Raw genomic sequence first — 18991 nt, forward strand, 5'->3', positions numbered from 1 at the left:
TTCCAGACAACGTCTACGTCTCTCTGGATGCCGTCTTCCTGCTCCACCGTGACTTTTGCCGGGAGTTTGGCCAGCACTTCGTCCGCCGGTGCACCCACCATCACGTTGATGTCCTCGATTTGAGTAACCACCGTCTTGATGGGGGATTCACTCTTCACAAAAACATTCTGGAACCGGGCTGTGGACTGGTGGACAATCAGGCCCAAACGACCGGAATCATAGACCTGAGTATCATTGGTGTCCGCCACATCTTTAAAGAGCTCCTTGCCGTCAAAGCTGACGGAGAATTTATTGTCCTTGACGGTGAGCACCACGTGGTAGGTCTCGCCGATCTCTGGCGTGATGCCCGCGTCGGTGAAAGAAATTTTCGCCAAATCGCTGGTAGCGCCATTGATATAGGGGAACTCGAAGATGCGGAAATTATTCATGTTGCGGTCGAAATTGAAGACATAGGAGCCGGCCGTCTTGCCGTTGGCCCCCTGGGAGTGGAAGACAAGGCCCAGGCAGCGCCCGGCCTCCAGGGTCACGTCGGCCTCCAAGGTGAAGTTGCCGTCCATGGAAACGTCGGACATGGCGAAGTTGTCGCTGCCGCAGACCGCCTGCCAGCCGTTTTCGTCGATGGTCCAGACGCCTTCGGTGGTCGTCCAGCCGGTCAGATTGGTATTAAAGTTTCTCTTGATGACCGAAACGGTGGCTTCTTTTTCTAAGCCGCCTTTGTTGGTGACGGCTTTGACGACATAGTCGCCGGCCTGTGCCGCCTTGAGGGTGATGGAATTGTCGGTTTCATCCACTTTGACGAGCTTTTCAGTGTCATAGGTCCAGGTGACGCTCTTATCATTCACCGTGTAGGGCAAGACGCTAGCCGTCACGGTGAATTCCTCGCCCACATCCGCATTGGCGGGAGCGGTGAGGGAGAGCATGGTGGGATCGCTGTCCGGTGTAGGCAAATCGTCCCGATACATGGACTTCATGTCGTAAATCTTCATGGAATCGATGGTCACATCACCGCCGGTGGCGAAGAATTCCATGCCGATGCTGCTGCCGTCGGGGAAGAATAGGGTGCTGATGGAGGAATCCCCATCATTGCCGAAGACATCGAGCACCGACCAGTCCACCAGGATACGCAGGGTGACGGTGCCGTCGTCCTCGGGGACCATCTCCCAGCTCTTGAGGGCGTTGAGCGCCACGCCGGACTTTGTTTTGTCCACGATGAGTTCTTTTCTGTCCTGGTTATATTTAACGACCGTTTTCTGGCCGTCGCCGGTGCGCAGGTTAAATCCAAACTCCGAAGCGCTGCCCAGAGTGAATTTGGCCTCGATGTCATATTTCTGTCCCGCTAAGCCGGAGAGGATGTTGGCGTCGCCGTCGCTGACCACGGTGGGTTTGTCGATGGCGAACATGGGAGAAGCGGCGCGCAGGGAGTTTATCTCCTCCACCGGGTAGAAGCACAGCTTCACCTGGCCGTTTACCGTGCGCAGGCTGGTCTCCAGCGGCAGGGACTGGGCGCCGTTCCAGACCTTGTCCGGGATGGTGCCGGGGGCGGTGGAATCCCGCATCCAGCTCACGCTGATTCTGCGGCCCAACCCGGCGCCGTCGTTATAGTAGCTCTGGGTCGCGTACATCTCGGTGACATTGTTGGAGATATTGATGCGGTTGGTCTCAGCGTTAAATTTGAAGACCGCGTCTGCTCCAGTGCCCTCTTTGACAAGCTCCCCGAGGACGAAGAACTTGCCAGCGCCAAAGTAAACCCATTTGGTGTTGTTTTTGTCCCCGTCGATGGGAAGTTCAAACAGATCGGGGCACTCGGACTCCAAAGCGGTGCCGTCGGCATAGTTGAGATCGCTTTCGTGCTTCCATTCCCTCAGGTTTTCGGAGGAGAAGATGCGGGCCCGGCCGCCAGCCACGATCATCAGCCAGATGCCGTCGTTTTTGTAACTGGCGTCGGGGTACCACAGGACCTTGGGATCCCGGAAGCCGCCGCCGTATTTGTTGTCCTCATTGGGGATGACGGGGTTGCCTTCATATTTGGTCCAGGTCAGGCCGTGGTCCTTGGAGTAGGCGATGGACTGCTTTTGTCCGCCATACTTGCCGGCCACTGCGCCGCCGGAATGGGTGAAGACGGCCACCAGCTTGGACTCACCCTCCTTGTTATCGGTGAAGAAACCGGAGGTATTCTTTTCATCCACCACGGCCGAACCGGAGTAGATGCGCCCCAGCTCGTCCATCTCCATGGCGGTGGGAAGCTGGGTCCAGTTGACCAAGTCTTTGGACTGGGCGTGTCCCCAGGTCTGGTTGCCCATGTTGGGGAGCTGGGGGCTGTGCTGGAAGAACATGTGCCAGGTTTGATTGCTCGGGTCATAAACCAGACCGTTGGGGTCGTTCATGAAGTTGAACTCGGGGGTAAAGTGGAACTGGGGCCGGTAATCGTCGGTGAAGGCGTTTTCCGGGTCCTGCGCCCGCTTGACCTTCAGAGTGATGATATTGGACACCTGGGAGGCGTCGTCCATCACCTTGACATAGATGGTGTTGTAGCCCACTTTGAGCTCCACTGGGGAGGCTTTGCCGCTGACGGCCGCCTCGTCGTTGACCGAAAGGCTGAACTTCGCGTCGGCGGCGGGCGTCACCTGCAGGGTAGCGATCTCGAAGGGGACCTCCGCTGTGTACTCATAGACCGAATCGCTGAAGGAGGGGGTAATATCCGCGCCCTCCACCTTGAGGCCGGTCAGCTTGGGAGTGGATACCTTATAATACTTGACATTGTCAAAGGAACAGTTGGAAAAGTAGGACATGATGCCGAAATACCCACCGGCAAAGCTGGGATCGGAGTTGGAACCCACCAGTCCTCCGTCCAGATAATAATTCATCTTGCCGCCTTCCAAAAGCTCCACCCGGAAGTGGAAGTCCTCCTTGGTCTTCTCCTGCGCGGTTAGCTGGCGCTGGATGGTGAAGCCCTGGGAGCCGGATACATTCTTAAAGAGCTTGGTGACGTTCTGGTTCCTGTCCACATTCATGCAGTACCAGGCGTCGCCGGGCTTGTCGATGTTGGTGACGCCGAAGACGAGTCCGCCGCCCCGTGCGCCGGTTTCGTTGGGCAGATGCATGTCGCCCTCATAGACAAAAGCCTCTCCCGCCGCCAACTGGGTGGAAGACATGTAGAAGCTGTTGCCCACCGTCAGATTGCTGGCTTTCATGCCGCTGTCGGTCAGGGTCCATTTGCCGCTGACAGTGCGCCAGCCGGACAAATTATTGTTAAAGTTTCCTACGGGAGGGAGGCTGTTGACCGTCACATCCACATTACTGTAGAGTAGCTGGGAGCTATACGCCATTAGCCCGATATAGCCGCCCTCGTAGGCGCTTTTAAAGTCTTTGGCAAAGGTGTAGGATACCGCCGTGTCGTTGATGGCGATATTGAGGTCCTTGGATTCGGTCACCTCGATTTTCAGGTGGACCGTGTCCGTATCCTCCACCGTAGCGGCCTTCATCTTGGCGATGATGCCGTCGCCCAAGACGCCGTCGGGACCGTTTTCAAAGAGCTTGATGTAGATGGCCTTTTCCCCGACGTTCCTGGAAAATTCCAAGCCGAAGACACTGTTGGTCGTGCCCCTCCCCACGTTTGCCGGGTCGGTGGTCATGGAGCCGAACAGGATGGTGGCCGTGTTACCCTGCACATAGGTGACGTCGGTTTCCAGCGTAAAGGCAAACGCCTTGGTTTCGGAGAGGGAAAAGCTGTTTCCGCTTTTAAAAGCGAACTGGTAGTTATTGTCCGAAAGCTTTGTCAGCTGGGGACCATTTAAATTGGTCAGGTCCTGATACACGTCATTTTTCGTAAAGCTGATATTCTCATAACGGATGCTGGAATTGTAGGTCATCAGCCCGATATAGCCGCCTTTGTAGTATTTTGCAAAGTCCTTGGCAAAGGTGTAAGTCACCTCCTGCCCTGCCACATAGATTTCCAGCGTTTTCTCCGGGGTGACCACCAGCTTCAGATGGACAACGCCCTCCGTGTCCACATCCTTTGCCATGTAGGTCTTGCCCGGGATGATATTGTTGCCCAGCACCTGTCCGGAGGGACCGTCTTCAAAGAGCTTGATGACGACCGTCTTGGCGGACACGTCCCGGGTAAACTCCAAGCCGAAAAAGGCGTTATCGGTGCCGTTGCCCACATTGGTCGCATCGGAGGTACCGGCGCCGAACATCATTGTGGCCGTATTGCCCTGGAGGAAGGTGACGTCCGCTTCCAGGGTAAATGCCTTTGCCTGGGTCTTGGAAAGGGCAAAACTATTGCCCCCCTTATAGGCCATTTCGTAGACGCCCGCTGAGGTCTCGCTCAAAGTGGGGCCGGAAAGGCCCTCAAGTCCCATGGCCTCAGTGGCCGCACTTACGGAAAATACGCCTGCCGGCAGGATGCTGGTGAGCGCCACAACCAGCGCGAAAACCAGCGCCAAACATCGTTTTCCCTTTTTGAGTGCACGGTTGCTTCTCTTCATAAATTCTCCTCCTCATAAGTCGTTTTTCGCCCGGAAAAGGGGCATGTCCCAAAGGACATGACACCGTTTTCTATGGACGGAATCGTTTTTTTATTATAATATTTTTATATATAATAGTCAAATATTATGAACTGCTTTTAAAATGTATAGACAAATCATACATCTTTCTTCTTTTGTTTGTTGATCACTCCCATATTAGGACGAAAATTGTCCCATTCTTTGACTTTTCCAAAGAAAAGGTACGATAAGTTGTATGTACAAAAAAATTATTATCAAACAAGCGGCAACTTGTATGGTAATACTGTGGATAAAAACGTTTCAAATTCTCCATTTCCTCCAATCAGAGAGGGGCAAAAACAACGCATTTTGCCCGGTATTTGCAAAATGCCCAAAAGAGTGCCGGTCCATCCTTGTGAGCGTTCCACAAAATTTCACTTGGACAGGCCGATGGTCCTGGCACTTCGGTCGGAAATATGCTATAATGATAATAAACTCAACGTGTTGTTTGCTCGGCAGAACGTAAGACCAGTTGGAGCAGACAACACGTTTTTCTTTTATTCCATGGAGAAAGAACGATGTGGCATTGTTAAAGAGAGATTTTATCCCCGTCTCCAAACAGCAGAATATGAAGCCTCTGCATTATCCGGACTGCATTCATCTGTCTGAGCGGTGCGGATGTGATTTGTTGAGCATTTCGGAGTGCAAAGGGGAATCCTGCTCCTTCTGCCAGAGCGCGGCACAGCAGGAACTATCCCAGCGTGAGTGGCTTTCCATCCTCAACACATTGGGCCTGGAACAGCAAAAGAAAATCGCCGGGAAATACTATAGCGGCAAAATGCCTTGGAAAAGTCAACAGAAGAAAGGGTGAGCCTATGTATCACGTCAATGATACCATCCTCTACGGTTCCCATGGGGTTTGTAAAATCACGGGAATCACCAAAAAGGACTTCGGGCGGGTTTCGGACGAATACTACATTCTGGAGCCGGTCTATAACAATTTTACCATCTATGTCCCCATGCATAATGATGCCCTAGCGGAAAAGATGCACCGGGTCCTGACCGCAGAGGAAATTCAGGCCATGATTCGCTCTATGCCCGAGGAAGACACCTGCTGGGTTGAAAATGAAAATGAGCGCAAGGAAAGGTTTAAGGATATTCTGGCCAGAGGGAACCGCCGGGAAGTTTTACAGATGATCAAAGCCCTCTATCTCCATCAGCGGGAGCAGCAGGACAAAGGCAAACGGCTTCACATGGCGGATGAGCGGTTTTTCCATGAGGCCGAAAAAATGCTTTACGACGAATTTGCCCTCGTACTCAACATTACGCCCGAGCAAGTGCTCCCCTTCATTCTTGAACAGATCAAGGTGCAAAATAACGGCTAAAGCACCGGCCACCAAATCTGCGTTTCGCTCCCCCTATCTGTCATCCCTCTCGGTGAGAAATCTTTCATCCCCCTATCGGTAGGGTGCCTATGGAACGGGAGCGGGCTTTGGTTCGGACGCCTAGGAGGCTTTTAGATGAAAACAAAACGGCGGTCCATCTCTTAGATGGATCGCCGTTTGTTTTGTTACAAGCATTCCTATTTTGGTTGCCTAATCACCCAGTTTTTCAATTTCCCGCACGGTGAGAATCCCTTCGGAAACGGTAAAGCGCACGTCAAAGCCCGCAAATTCCACGCCGAACATTCGTCCTTCCTCATGCCGGTAGCCGGGACGTGGGTCCTGTTCCAGCACTCCCATGAGAGCGGCGCGCTTCTCCACAGGGATTAGGTCTAGCAATTCTATCGGAAATTCCACTTGGAGGCCGTAATCTTTCACTTGGTCGGCAAAGCCGCCAACGGCGTCAGCAACGCAGTCGGCATATGGCAGATAGGGTTTGATGTCATAAATCGGGGTGCCGTCCATCAGATCAGCCCCTGAGACATAAAGGATTGGTCCCTCCGGCGTGTAAAGCGCCACCTCTTCCAGCCGGACACAGGAGAGTCCAATGGGATTAGGGCGGAAGGGGGAACGGGTAGCGAAGACGCCCATCCGTTTATTGCCGCCCAAGCGGGGCGGCTTGACAGTCGGCGACCATCTATCGCAAATGGACTCGGAAAACTCCCACAGCAGCCAGAGATGGGAATAACCCTCCAGTCCCCGGAAGGCCTCTGGGATCCGGTAGGCGGGTTCGAAATAAATCTGTGCCCGAAGCTCCGCGATCAGGCCGCTTTGACGCGGAATGCCAAATTTGGTCGGAAAGTCGGTGTGGATATGGGCAATCGGCTGCATTTCTGCCATAGCGTTCTCCCCCCCTTGCAATTGTGGCCGGCCTTTTACCGGCGTTTGGCACTTACTCCATCTATTATAGTGAATTTTACGCCGCCGTCAAATATATAAAACTTACAAAATATTGCGATCTCTTTCTGCCCGAAATAAAAATGCGGTACAAATGGCCCTTACTGCACGACGCAATCCTTTGCCTTTTTGTCGGGTCGCAACCCCTTAAATACCGGCTGCCTAAGGCCTCCGCTAGCGGTCTTCTCCATGTATTTGACGGTACAAACCAGGTCCGGCTTGATCCAGATGGCATCCTCATTTCCTTTGGGCGCCTCAAACTTGGGGGCTGTTATGCGCGGATGGGTGGAGATGACCTCATAGGCTTCCCTCGAAAGGCCCAACGTCACATGCCCTTTGTAGAGCAACGTTTTTCCTTCATACTGGCCTAACACTATGCTAACCACATTCTGTTCCTTGTGAATATAGCCGCACACGACAAAATCATCATCCAGCAGATTCTTAACCTTAATCCAGTCCTTGGTCCTCTTCCCAGGGTAATATTTGCTTTCACGATATTTGACCACAATGCCCTCTAGCCCCAGCGCCTTAGCCTGCTCAAAGTAGTCGGCGGCCCCGCCTTCCATCACACGGGAGACGGCGAACCGCTCATTTTGCGCCCTGACCACCTTACACAACAGCTTCTTTCTTTCCATCAGCGGCAGGTCCATCACCGGATGGTCCTCATAATAAAGGATATCAAAAGCAACAAAGCTTGCCGGCGCTTTTTTCAACGCCAGCTCTATTTTAAAAGAATTGGACATCAGGGAGCGGCGCTGTACCTCTGAGAAGTCGGGGCGGTTATTCAAGATGACGATGAGTTCCCCGTCCAGAATACAGCGCTTCTTCACCTGCTTGTGGATGGTTTTAAGCTCGGGGAACTTGGGAAGCATCCGATCGTTTCGCTTGTTTTTCAGCTCTGTCCCCTCTTTGTCCAGGTAGGCCAGACATCGTTCTCCGTCCAATTTGAGTTCATAGATACAGGCGCCATCAACAAACGGCAGATCCTTCGATTCCCCGATCAGCATGGGCTGGATATCTTTGGCTTCAAACAGGTCCATCATGCGCCCTGGGGTTTCTTGCGGGTCCGCTTTGGCTTGGGCTTATTCTGCTCAATACTTGCTTTGAGCGCATCCATCAGGTTGATGACGTTGTTGGGCTCCTCGCTCCTGGTCTCCACTACTTCCTTGCCGTTGATCTTTTGCTCGATTATCTCCTTTAGGCGCTCCTGATACTCATCCTTGTAGAGCTCGGGTTCAAAGGGTTTGTCCATCGAGCCGATGAGCGTCTTCGCCATTGTCAACTCTGCCGGATTGACCTCGGGCTTCGTATAGGACTTGGGTAGTTCCTTGATTTCATCGGCAAAGAACATGGTTTCAATCAGAATCCCGTCGGTTGTTGGGATAATCGAGAGCAGTGTTTCTTTGGTGCCCATTACGGTCTTTGCAATGGCCACCTTGTTTTCTTCCTTCATTGCGGTACGAAGCAACTCGAAGGCCTTCTCTCCCCCGGTTTCGGGGATTACGTGATAGGTCTTATCATAGTAGATGGGGCGGATGGTTTCCAAATCGGCAAAGTGAAGAATCTGGATGGTCTTGTCCTTCTCTGTCTTAGCCTTCTCAAAGTCTTCATCAGACATAATGACAAACTTATCCTTGTCGTACTCAAAGCCTTTGACTATGTCCTTGGTCACTACTTCCTTGCCGCAGTGACCGCACACCTTTTTGTATCGAATCCTCTGGTGGTCGTCCTTGTGCAGTTGGTTAAAGTGAATATCGTTGTCCTGGGTTGCTGTGTAAAGCGCCACGGGAATATGGACCAAGCCAAAAGATATGGCGCCTTTATGAGAAACAGCCATGCTTGAACACCTCCATTTTTGTTAGTGTTTCACGCATGGCTTTTCCTATACTGGGTAATTTCCAAGCTCAGGAGGTGTTTCTTTATGGATGGACATCGCCGCTCCCGCGCCCTCTATCCAGGCAGGTATGAGCGCGGTATAAAGTGGGGTACAACGAAAAATACCCGCCCAAGAATGTGATTCTTGAGCAGGTTTCTTTGGTGGAGCGTCCGCAACCAACGGCGAACACCCCGCACAGCTTGAAATCACACCCTCAAAATGTTCCTCCACCTCGTCAAGCAGAATATCGTCAAGAGTGATTTGTCTGTCCCCGCCGTTGAGTATCAGCGTCATTCTATCGTCATAGAGGTAAATGGCCCGAAGAAAGATATTCACAAGGCCCCGGCGGTTGTTTTCGTCATTGATGTTCCCCCGTTTCAGCGAATAGAGAAATGCCTTGATTTGCGGGGCGGTGAATTTGATTTGCTTCCCCATCTCAGTGGCAAGCTGGCCCTGTGACTCCTTCTTTTCATGCTTGCGGTTCTCTATGCGTTCGGTAATCATATCAACGGCCTGTCCCCGCTTCAAAGCTTTCCAGAGGTTTTCTATGGCGCTGTCCGCCTCCTGTATCGCCGCGTTGATCCGCTTGATGGCGGAACTGTCATAATCGGCCTCACAAGCGGCAGCAACGGAGTGGGCGATTTTCTCAATATTGCTGTCGGTCAACAGCTTGCGGCACTCCGCAACCACTCTGTCCTCGATTTTCTGCTTGCTGACTACTTTCTTTTGACAGGCCCGTTTCTTGGCGTTCTTACAGGCGTAATAGCGGTAGGCTGTCCCGGATTTGCCCGTCCCGCCATAACCCGTCATCATCTCCCGGCAGTACCCGCAAAACAGCTTTGTTGTCAACAGGTATTCCTCCCGGCCTCTGGAACGGGCGGGGGCCTTCTTGTTGCGGTCAAGGATATGCTGCACCCGCTCAAAAATCTCGTCCTCAATAATACGGGGCATACCGCCCGGCGTTTCCGTGTCCTTGTAGATATAATAGCCGATATACCGCTTGTTCCGCAAAAGGCGGTGCAGGCTGTTCTTGTTGAACTCTTTTCCCAGCGAGGTCTTGACCTGCTTCATATTGAGATACTTGGTGATTTCCGCCACGGTCTTTCCGCTAGCATACATCTCAAAAATCTCCCGGACGATGGCCGCCCCCTCCGGGTCAACATGAAAGCGGCGCTCCTCGTCCACCCGGTAGCCGAGGCCGGGATTGCTCCCGTTGCTCAAACACTTCTCGGCGTTGATGTCCATGCCCCGTCGTATCTTTTGGGACAGCTCGGCGGAGTAATATTCGGCCATGCTCTCCAACACACCCTCCACCAAAATGCCGCTTGCGTCGTCGCTGATGTTCTCCCATGCGGAAATTACCCGCACACCGTTCTTTTTCAGCTTGGCTTTATTGATGGCGCTGTCATATCGGTTACGGGCGAAGCGGTCAAGCTGATAGACTAAAACGCCCTCAAAGATGTGTTTGTCGCTGTCGGCAATCATGCGCTGAAACTCGGCCCGGCTGTCCGTGGTGCCGCTCTGCGCCCGGTCAATGTATTCGCCTATCACGATATGGCCGTTGTTCTTGGCAAACTCGTAGCAGGTTTGAAGTTGGCCCTCAATGGATTGCTCGGTCTGGCTGTGGCTGGAATAACGGGCGTAAATCACAACATTTATTCTTTCGCCTCCCCCAACATTTGCAGCAGCGTTTCTTTCAATCGCTCATTCATGGGCGATTTCGGGTTAAAACACATCTCCACAAACCGCTTCATCTCCGGGTCTCTCTGCGTAATTTGGGGCTTGTATTCGTACAGCTTGCCCTGCGGGTTATCTGTGCGCCCGAAGATATAGTCCATAGACACATCGAAGTAATCCGCATAGCGGGTAAGGGTTTCAAAAGTGGGCGAGGCTTGATTTAATTCGTAGCGGTTTAGGCTCGATTGCTTTACGCCGACAATCTCTGCCATCTTCACCTGTGACAGCTTCACGCTCTCGCGCAAATGCCGTAATCTATCTGCAACTTCTTTCAAGAAAATCACCTCCCCATTCTCTGATTTAATTATATCAGAATACGACATAAATAGCAACCCTTAATAAGCATAATCAAATAACGGTTATGCTTATTTACATTTGGGATTTGTCCGCTGAAAATCACAAATGCACTCCGTCTGGGGCGCAGACGGAGCAGCAAAAAGCAAACGCATATCTGCCGAATAGGTGGCAGATATGCGTTTGCTTTCTTGCAGTTTTAGAGGACGGGGCGCATGAGCAGAATTGCGAAGTGTGGCTACACTCCGACAAAACGAGGGTTTCCAAAGGGTACCACTTTGGCACACAACCTTTGGAACAAAGGTGTAGTGTGTTATACCTGCTGCTACGGCTGACGGGTAAAATGAGGGTGTTGCATGATGGACACGCTCGTTTTATCCGGCAGGAAAGCAGACAGGTTTTTGTGAATGGAGATAAGCAAAAAGCCTGTTCGATTTCACAAGTGGCAGCGGGTATATGATGTTGTGCTGTACCTACACAAGCCCAAAATATTTCTCAAAAAACTTCATCAGCTTTTGGGTAACGCCTTGCTTTTTACTTGCCCTGCCGCCACCAAAGCGGGAAACAGGCGGCATAATTTTATCAATATCTGTACCTGTCGTTTTCAGTGTTCCGTCGCGGAAAGAACTGTCGATAAACTTTTGTGTTTCCTCCGGCTTCAACCGTTCCTCTATGATAATAGCGGATAGGTCGGCGTCCTTTTGTTCAAGGACAAATTTTCGCCAATCTGCGTCAACCTCGGTAGAAGCGTTGACGGTACGGATAAAGTTTTCAATCAGTTCTTTCTTGCTGCGGAGCTGAATACTCGAATTAATCGCCTTGTCAATGGCAACAAGAATTTCTTTATCCTCGCAGTTTCCGTCGTGGTATTTTTGCACAAGCATAAGGATATAGTCAATGTTGATTTCCACTTGCCGGATAAGCTCAATTTCAAAAACTATATCGTCATTGATATTTTCCTTTTCAGACTTTGTTGGCTTCATGCTGTGCCATAGGTCAATGTACATGCTTTGATAGTCCTGCATATCCCTGTCGGGCAAAATCTCATTTCCGGCGAAAGAGTCAAAGGCGGTCAGAATATTTTTCAGTCGTAAAATCGCGCCAAACAAGCTGATAAAATCCTTTTGGTTTTGCTCTCCGATAATTTCCTGCCCTATTGGAAAACGCTGTGCAAGCTCGTTAATCAATTCCGCATAGCCCGGATAGTGTTTTCCGTCCTCATCGTAACCGTTGTAATAAGCGTCATAGCCTTTCAATAGCACAACGCTTCCGGCTTCCTTATCACCAAAGAGCGCAACCGCTTCATCCGTTTCTTTCTGCAAGTCCCGGAAGCACACAATGTTGCCGTAGGTCTTGACAGAATTAAGAATACGGTTGGTGCGAGAAAACGCCTGTATCAAGCCATGCATTTTAAGGTTTTTATCCACCCATAGCGTGTTGAGCGTTGTCGCGTCAAAGCCTGTAAGGAACATATTGACGACAATCAGCAAATCAATTTCACGGTTTTTCATGCGTTGCGACAAGTCCTTATAGTAATTTTGGAACTTGTCAGAGGAAGTATCAAAGGCGGTGTTGAAAGCGGCGTTATAGTCAGCAATCGCGCCTTCCAAAAAGTCGCGGGAGGTCTTATCCAAAGCGTCGGTTTCAAAGCCCTCGTCTGGCAGAATGTCTTCCGGGTCGTCCTCGTTTGCGCTGTAACTGAAAATCGTAGCTACGGTCAGTTTGCGTCCATTCTCGGCAAGCTGCTTCCTGAACTCCGTATAGTATTTCATCGCCATTGGAATAGAACTTACAGCGAAAATGGAATTAAAGCCTGCCACGCGCTGCCCTTTGAGCGTATAGAAGCTGCTCCGCTTGGTCTTTTGGTCGAAGTGTTGTAAAATGTATTTGACAATCTCGCTGACACGCTCCGGCGCAGCTAACGCTCGCTCCGTATCAATCGCAGACACTTCTTTGTCGGAAGCGTTATTTTTCTGCTTGACGGTATTGATATAGTCAATGCGGAACGGAAGCACATTGCCGTCGTTGATAGCATCCACAATGGTATATGTATGCAGGGGCAGCACCTTTTTTCCGTCCTTGTCCGGCTCCCCGCCAAATGCTTGTGGAGTTGTTTTCAGCGTGGGCTTGCCGCCGCTTGACGCATTAGCCGCGAATATTGGTGTACCCGTAAAGCCAAAAAGATGATAGTTCTTGAAAGATTTGGTAATCGCCGTGTGCATATCTCCAAACTGGCTGCGGTGGCACTCGTCAAAGATGATAACGATATGCTTCTTAAACACGTCATGTCCTTTGTTTTTGCGGATGAATACGTCCAGCTTTTGAATGGTCGTTATGATGATATACGCGTCGGGGTTTTCAAGTTGCCGCTGTAAAATGCGGGTGGAGATGTTGCTGTTTGCCGCGCCCTTTTCAAAGCGGTCATACTCTTTCATGGTCTGATAGTCAAGGTCTTTGCGGTCAACAACGAAAAGCACCTTGTCAATATAGGGCAGAGTGGAAGCGAGTTGCGCGGTCTTGAAAGAGGTCAGCGTCTTGCCGCTGCCCGTCGTATGCCATATATAGCCGCCCGCGTCGATCGTGCCTGTCATTTTATAGTTGGTGGCAATCTCGATCCGCGACAAAATCTTTTCCGTCGCGGCGATCTGATAAGGGCGCATGACAAGCAAGAGATTTTCCGTTGTGAACACGCAATACCTCGTTAGGATATTTAGAATGGTGTGCTTGGCGAAAAATGTCTTGGTAAAGTCCACAAGGTCGGCAATTACCTTGTTGCTTCCGTCAGCCCAATAGGAAGTAAACTCAAAGCTTTTGCTCGTCTTTTTGCTGCGCCTGTGCTCTCCCTCGCCGTTTTCCTTGATATGGCTGTTTCGGGTGGTGTTGGAGTAGTATTTGGTGTGCGTCCCGTTGGAGATCACAAAAATCTGCACATATTCATACAGCCCGGAAGCCGCCCAAAAGCTGTCCCTCTGATAGCGTTTGATTTGGTTAAAGGCTTCGCGGATCGCAACGCCCCGGCGCTTGAGTTCCACATGAACAAGGGGCAAGCCGTTGACAAGGATTGTTACGTCATAGCGGGTATCGTGCGCGCCCTCGCTTTCCTCGTATTGGTTGATAACCTGCAAGCGGTTGTTATGGATATTCTTCTTGTCGATCAGATAGATGTTCTTTGTCGTGCCGTCGTCCCGGCGCAATATTTGAATATGGTCGGTCTGTATTTTTCGGGTCTTTTCCACAATGCCCTCGTTTACGCTTGCGATACATTCCGCAAAAAATCTGCCCCATTCATCATCAGAAAAGGCGTAATTGTTCAGAAGTTCAAGCTGTCGGCGCAAGTTGGAAACAAGGGCGTTTTCATCATGGATTTTCAGATATTCATAGCCTTGTGTCGTCAACAAGCGGATGAACTCGCGCTCCAATGCCGCTTCGCTCTGGTAAGCATCAGATCGTGAGGATTCGGGTGTATATTCCGCGACAACGGTGCTTTCGTTGGCGGATGCAACGATGTTGTGTTGGCTCATTCACTCATCTCCTTCCTAAAAAACCGAATATAGTTTGTAATCCCTGTAAGTAGCGCACAAAAGCTCATTTACGCTGTCCCTATAAACAAAAGCATCTTCAATCCATTCAAAAATCAAAAAGTTTTTGTTCACCTTTATACAGGCAAAAGTATCTTTATCAGGACATTTCTGCTTTCTATAAATAAGTGGTATTCTGAACACTTGTGTAAGCATATTGGAAAAAGCTTGTACGGGGTAAACGGTATTGCTGACATATTCGTAAGGATAATACAACAATAGGTTTTTGTTTTTCTCCAAGTTCTCAATAAAGTGCTTTATTGTATTGCTTGACAACCTGTTGCTTTGTATTTCGTCCATAAAAATACTCATAATGTCAGCCAAGATATTTTTGGGTGGTATCGGTGTCGGATTGGGATTATCGTTTACGATGATAATCCCCTGCTTTATATGTTTCTTGTCTACGGTAGGCTTGTTCTTGTTTAGCCCTTGCATTACTTCTTCATCGACAACTAATTTGAAGTCAATTTGATATTCCGTTGAATATGCATCAGCTTCGCCGCTGTCCTGTGATGTCGGCGCAACATATTCCGATTTATCTTGAGATTTGTTTCTGAAAAAGCGAGACCAATTCAAAACCTCAATTAGATCATCTTCATATAGCAACCCACGGTCAATAAATTTACAGTTCAGCATAAAATACTTCGGGTCAATTACTTGCAACACGACACCATCCCCTATGACTGTTAGGATATCTGCTTAAATGTCAACAACCTATCTCTGTAATACTCATACTGCTTTTGCCTTGCCTCAATTTCGGCGGACAGCCCGCTTGTGATGTCGTTGCAAAGCGCGTCGAAGCGGTCAAGAATTGATACAATGCGCTCCTGTTCTTCAAGTGGGGGTACAGGAATTTTTGCCTTACTGATGTTATCGTTGTAAAGTCGTGCGATAGTGCCGCCTGTTGACACCTGCCACGGCTGTAACTGATAGCAATAGAACAGATATTTGTTCAGCACAAGGCTTTCATCATTATCAATCCATACGATATTTGAATCTTGGAAATATGCAGGTTCCCCGTCAAAGATAACTGTTCGTCCTATTGTTCCGGCTGCGGATATTAAAATATCGCCTTTTTTCGGATAGGAGTATGTAGCCTTATATTTCTCGAATGTTTCTTGTGAGATATAAGCATTTGCAATCCCGCCAAAAGTTCCAATTTTATAAAATGGCACGTCTCCTGCGGTGCTTGTTTCAGCTTTCATAATTCGCTTGCACATTGAAACTTTTCCAATATCTCCCAATTCCATCCAGATAACATTATCTTCGGTCATCAACAATTCATCCCGATAATACTCATATTGTTTCTTTCTCGCTGTAAGCTCCGCTGTAAGCTCCGCTGTAAGCTCCGCTGTAAGCTCCGCGAAATTGTCCAATATACGGACAATTTCGCTCTGCACCGGCAGAGGGGGAAGTGGGATACGAAGGTCAAGTACATCTTTCATACTCGGATGTTTAATTCCAGACCCGCGATAAAAACCGTCTATCGTTTTCCCTTGCGTAAGAAGCCAATAATAAAGGTATTTATTCAAAAGAATATTTGTATCGGCTGATGTTGCAATTCTATTATCCGCAGTTACAAACTTTCCTTTGTAATATTTCATAACCTCGGCAACTGGTCTTGATTTCCCCCACGGAATAGCCACAATTTCTCCCTCACGCAAGTTATCTTCGGCCAGTTTCTCCGTAGTCCACCCCGTTTGTTCTCCTGTGGAAAGCAAGAATACATCACCGTTCTCTTGTTCTAATGCGAACAATTCAACCGCTAACAAATACGGATAGTTGATAACCTTTGGTTGCTTTTCTCTTCCTACTGCATTAAATCTTTTGTCCCAGATTGTAACTTTCCATAAAGGCGTAAAAGTTACCCCATCCGGGCAAAGCTCCTGTATCAATTGTACTAACTTTCTCATGCTTCTCCCCCGATTTCCGCGATGACCCTGTCGATCTCATCCCGCAAAACCTGTTCGCGTGCCACGATCTCCGCAATTTCCGCATTCAGCTTGACAATATCAACCTTTTCCCGCGTGTCCTCCTGCTCGATGTAGGTCGATACGGAAAGATTATAGTCCTGCCCAGCAATCTCGCTGTTGGGCACAAGCCTTGTAAAATACGGCTTGTCCTCCCGTCCGGCATAGGCAGCAACAATGGTATCAATGTTTTCCTGCGTCAGCTTGTTGCTGTTCGTCACCTTGACGCACTCTTTGGAAGCGTCAATAAACAGGGTGGCGTTGTCCGATTTCGATTTTTTCAAAACCATAATGCAGGTCGCAATGCTTGTGCCAAAGAAAAGGTTATCGGGAAGCTGTATCACACAATCAATAAAGTTGTTGTCAATCAGATACTTGCGGATCTTCTGCTCTGCGCCGCCGCGGTACATTACGCCGGGGAAGCAGACGATGGCTGCCGTTCCGCTTGTGGCAAGCCATGCCAAAGCGTGCATGATAAAAGCAAGGTCAGCCTTTGATTTCGGGGCAAGCACACCCGCCGGGGAAAAGCGCGGGTCGTTTATCATCAGCGGATTTCCGGCGCCGTCCCATTTGATCGAGTAAGGGGGATTGGATACGATGGCTTCAAACGGCTCGTCGTCCCAATGAGCAGGCTCGGTCAGCGTGTCGCCATGGGCTATATCAAACTTGTCGTAGTCAATATCATGCAGAAACATATTGATCCGGCAAAGGTTGTAGGTGGTGATGTTGATTTCCTGTCCGAAAAAGCCCTGCCGGACATTCTCTTTGCCTAAAATCTTTGCCGCTTTCAGGAGCAGAGAACCAGAGCCGCAAGCGGGGTCATAAACCTTGTTGATCTCCGTTTTGCCATAGACCGCAATTCGTGTCAGAAGTTCTGATACTTCCTGCGGGGTAAAGTATTCGCCGCCGCTTTTTCCGGCGTTGGAAGCATACATACCCATAAGGTATTCGTAAGCGTCACCAAAAGCGTCAATCGTGTTGTCTTGGTAGTTGCCCAACTTCATATCAGCGACGCCATTCATCAGCTTTACAAGCCGTTCATTCCGCTTTGCAACGCTACCGCCTAACTTGTTGCTGTTTACATCAATATCGTCAAACAAGCCCTTAAAATCGTCCTCGCTGACGCTTCCCTGTGCCGACGCTTCAATGTTGCGAAAAATTGCTTCAAGGGTTTCGTTCAGATTCTCGTCCTGTGGGGCCTTTTTCAGAACATTGCAGAATAATTCACTCGGCAATATGAAAAATCCCTTTTCCTCCACAAGCCCGGCGCGGGCTTCCTCTGCGTCTGCGTCAGAGAGCGCCGCATAATCAAACTCGGCGTTTCCAGCTTCATGCTCCCCGCGATTGATATATCCTGTAAGGTTTTCAGAGATATAGCGGTAGAACAGCATACCTAAAACATATTGTTTGAAGTCCCACCCGTCTACGCTGCCGCGCAAATCGTTTGCAATATTCCAAATTATGCGGTGCAGTTCCGCGCGTTCCTGTTCTTTTCTTGTATCCATTATTTTTTATCCTCCCGACGCGTTATGTTTTTCTCATACATTCGTTTTGGAAGCTGCCGCAGATAAGCGCTGATTGCGCCGATGGCGTTTTCCATTAGCACTGCCGAAACTACATCGTTCTCAACAGGGAAGTAACCGTATTTGTTCATGGTCTGCCGCGCTTTCTCAATTTTCTCTGCGTTCTTCTCACGAGAAAGCTCCGTTACGCTGCCCTTGCTCAAGTCGTACATATAGTAGGCAAACAGGCTTTGCTTGATTTTCTCCATTGCATACTCAAACTCCGTGCTGGTCAGAAAATCATCTAAAACAGCAGTGTCCTGCTCGGCATATATTTTCGGGGCATCTTCGCTGCCGGAGTTTTCCTTGCAACGGATCAGTTCGTCTATTGCTCCGTCACAAAGGCCAAGCTGTTCGGATATGTCGTGATACTCCCGCTTGCGGGAATCGGAAAAGCCGAGTAAATATTCAACCGACACATCATAGAAATCTGCAAACGCAACAAGGTATTCAATGCTCATGCTCCGCGTCCGCCCATACAGGGAGTGCATCGGGTCGTTAATTTCATAATTTTTTAGATTAGTGTGGCTGATGATTGTGCCGCGCTCTGCAAGCTGTTTGGAAAGCTGTTCAAAGGACAGCTTTTTTTCTTTGCGTAAATCCTCTAACCGTTCTTTGGTCTGTGCCATTCTCTGCTCATCATATAGCATGGGATTTATACCTCCTATAAACAACAAACTAAAGTTTATGATTCGCATATACCATAAACCAATCTAATTTATTGTTGATATACGGGAAACGCACTCCTTTTCTTTTATAATACAAATATAGTTTACAGTTTATTTTAATTGTAAACTGTAAATCAATAAAATGCAATAGAAAATAAAAAAGGAGGCATTACATGGACAAAAGAAAAGAGCGGACAACAGACTATAACGACCTGCCCTAGATTTTGGATGTGTCGCACATTCAGCAAATCATGGGCATTTCAAAAGTAAGCGCCTGTGGGCTTGTCCATTCGGAGGGATTTCCCGTCATCCGGCATGGGCGGCTCATAAGAGTATCGAAACGAGCATTTTTTGATTGGTTAGAAAGACCTGCTAATAAAAGTCAAGTAGAAATTTCAGATTTTTAGTGAAGCAAAAAAGGCAACACAAAATCAAGCCGCTGAGCGTTTCAAAATTAAAACGGCGGCCAGCCAGATGGTATAA

Annotated in this window: 13 protein-coding genes; 2 read left to right on the plus strand and 11 right to left on the minus strand. The window is 49.3% G+C overall.

Annotated elements, in window-relative coordinates; translation table 11 throughout:
* Positions 1-4487, minus strand: a 4487-nt coding sequence (locus tag H8709_RS11630) for a GH32 C-terminal domain-containing protein (protein ID WP_262398477.1), incomplete at its 3' end; no start/stop codon positions are given.
* Between the two features lie 577 nt (positions 4488-5064).
* On the opposite strand from H8709_RS11630, the gene H8709_RS11635 reads away from it, so the two are divergent.
* Both H8709_RS11635 and H8709_RS11640 read left to right on the plus strand, forming a co-directional pair.
* Positions 5065-5355, plus strand: coding sequence for a hypothetical protein (locus tag H8709_RS11635; RefSeq protein WP_262398478.1), 291 nt, complete (start codon positions 5065-5067; stop codon positions 5353-5355).
* Between the two features lie 4 nt (positions 5356-5359).
* Positions 5360-5869, plus strand: a complete 510-nt coding sequence (locus tag H8709_RS11640; RefSeq protein WP_262398479.1) for a CarD family transcriptional regulator — start codon at positions 5360-5362, stop codon at positions 5867-5869.
* A gap of 210 nt (positions 5870-6079) precedes the next feature.
* Here the strand turns inward: H8709_RS11640 and tsaA are convergent, their stop codons facing one another.
* From tsaA to H8709_RS11690, 10 genes are all read right to left on the minus strand, one after another.
* Positions 6080-6766, minus strand: coding sequence for a tRNA (N6-threonylcarbamoyladenosine(37)-N6)-methyltransferase TrmO (tsaA, locus tag H8709_RS11645; RefSeq protein WP_262398480.1), 687 nt, complete (start codon positions 6764-6766; stop codon positions 6080-6082).
* 158 nt (positions 6767-6924) lie between these two features.
* The gene (locus H8709_RS11650) at positions 6925-7863 is read right to left on the minus strand and encodes an ATP-dependent DNA ligase (protein WP_316248760.1); all 939 of its coding nucleotides are present in this window, start codon (positions 7861-7863) and stop codon (positions 6925-6927) included.
* The gene (ku, locus tag H8709_RS11655) at positions 7863-8660 is read right to left on the minus strand and encodes a non-homologous end joining protein Ku (RefSeq protein WP_262398482.1); all 798 of its coding nucleotides are present in this window, start codon (positions 8658-8660) and stop codon (positions 7863-7865) included. Before ku ends, H8709_RS11650 begins: the two co-directional genes overlap by 1 nt.
* 45 nt (positions 8661-8705) lie before the next feature.
* Positions 8706-10349, minus strand: a complete 1644-nt coding sequence (locus H8709_RS11660) for a recombinase family protein (RefSeq protein WP_262398483.1) — start codon at positions 10347-10349, stop codon at positions 8706-8708.
* A gap of 5 nt (positions 10350-10354) precedes the next feature.
* Positions 10355-10711 (minus strand): helix-turn-helix domain-containing protein, encoded by a 357-nt coding sequence (locus H8709_RS11665; RefSeq protein WP_262398484.1) that lies wholly within the window; start codon positions 10709-10711, stop codon positions 10355-10357.
* 492 nt (positions 10712-11203) lie between these two features.
* On the minus strand, positions 11204-14251 hold the full coding sequence (locus tag H8709_RS11670; RefSeq protein WP_262398485.1) for a type I restriction endonuclease subunit R: 3048 nt from the start codon (positions 14249-14251) through the stop codon (positions 11204-11206).
* Between the two features lie 15 nt (positions 14252-14266).
* A complete protein-coding gene (locus tag H8709_RS11675) occupies positions 14267-14971 on the minus strand; it encodes a hypothetical protein (RefSeq protein ID WP_262398486.1) in 705 nt (234 codons plus the stop codon).
* Between the two features lie 23 nt (positions 14972-14994).
* Positions 14995-16221 carry a restriction endonuclease subunit S gene (locus H8709_RS11680; protein WP_262398487.1) on the minus strand — a complete coding sequence of 409 codons (1227 nt, stop codon included), beginning with the start codon at positions 16219-16221 and terminating at the stop codon, positions 14995-14997.
* Complete coding sequence (locus tag H8709_RS11685) at positions 16218-17786, minus strand: type I restriction-modification system subunit M (RefSeq protein ID WP_262398490.1); 1569 nt, start codon at positions 17784-17786, stop codon at positions 16218-16220. Before H8709_RS11685 ends, H8709_RS11680 begins: the two co-directional genes overlap by 4 nt.
* Positions 17783-18490: a helix-turn-helix domain-containing protein gene (locus H8709_RS11690; protein ID WP_262398488.1), complete on the minus strand. Its 708-nt coding sequence runs from the start codon at positions 18488-18490 to the stop codon at positions 17783-17785. Before H8709_RS11690 ends, H8709_RS11685 begins: the two co-directional genes overlap by 4 nt.
* Positions 18491-18991 lie beyond the last annotated feature (501 nt).

Source organism: Zongyangia hominis (genome assembly GCF_014385095.1).
Classification (GTDB): domain Bacteria; phylum Bacillota; class Clostridia; order Oscillospirales; family Ruminococcaceae; genus Zongyangia; species Zongyangia hominis.

What these genes read in the sequence shown, in the direction of transcription:
- H8709_RS11640 (WP_262398479.1), top strand. Translation starts at nt 5,360, where the DNA reads ATGTATCACGTCAATGATACCATCCTCTACGGTTCCCATGGGGTTTGT.
- tsaA (WP_262398480.1), bottom strand. Translation starts at nt 6,766, where the DNA reads ATGGCAGAAATGCAGCCGATTGCCCATATCCACACCGACTTTCCGACC.
- H8709_RS11650 (WP_316248760.1), bottom strand. Translation starts at nt 7,863, where the DNA reads ATGGACCTGTTTGAAGCCAAAGATATCCAGCCCATGCTGATCGGGGAA.
- ku (WP_262398482.1), bottom strand. Translation starts at nt 8,660, where the DNA reads ATGGCTGTTTCTCATAAAGGCGCCATATCTTTTGGCTTGGTCCATATT.
- H8709_RS11670 (WP_262398485.1), bottom strand. Translation starts at nt 14,251, where the DNA reads ATGAGCCAACACAACATCGTTGCATCCGCCAACGAAAGCACCGTTGTC.
- H8709_RS11680 (WP_262398487.1), bottom strand. Translation starts at nt 16,221, where the DNA reads ATGAGAAAGTTAGTACAATTGATACAGGAGCTTTGCCCGGATGGGGTA.
- H8709_RS11690 (WP_262398488.1), bottom strand. Translation starts at nt 18,490, where the DNA reads ATGCTATATGATGAGCAGAGAATGGCACAGACCAAAGAACGGTTAGAG.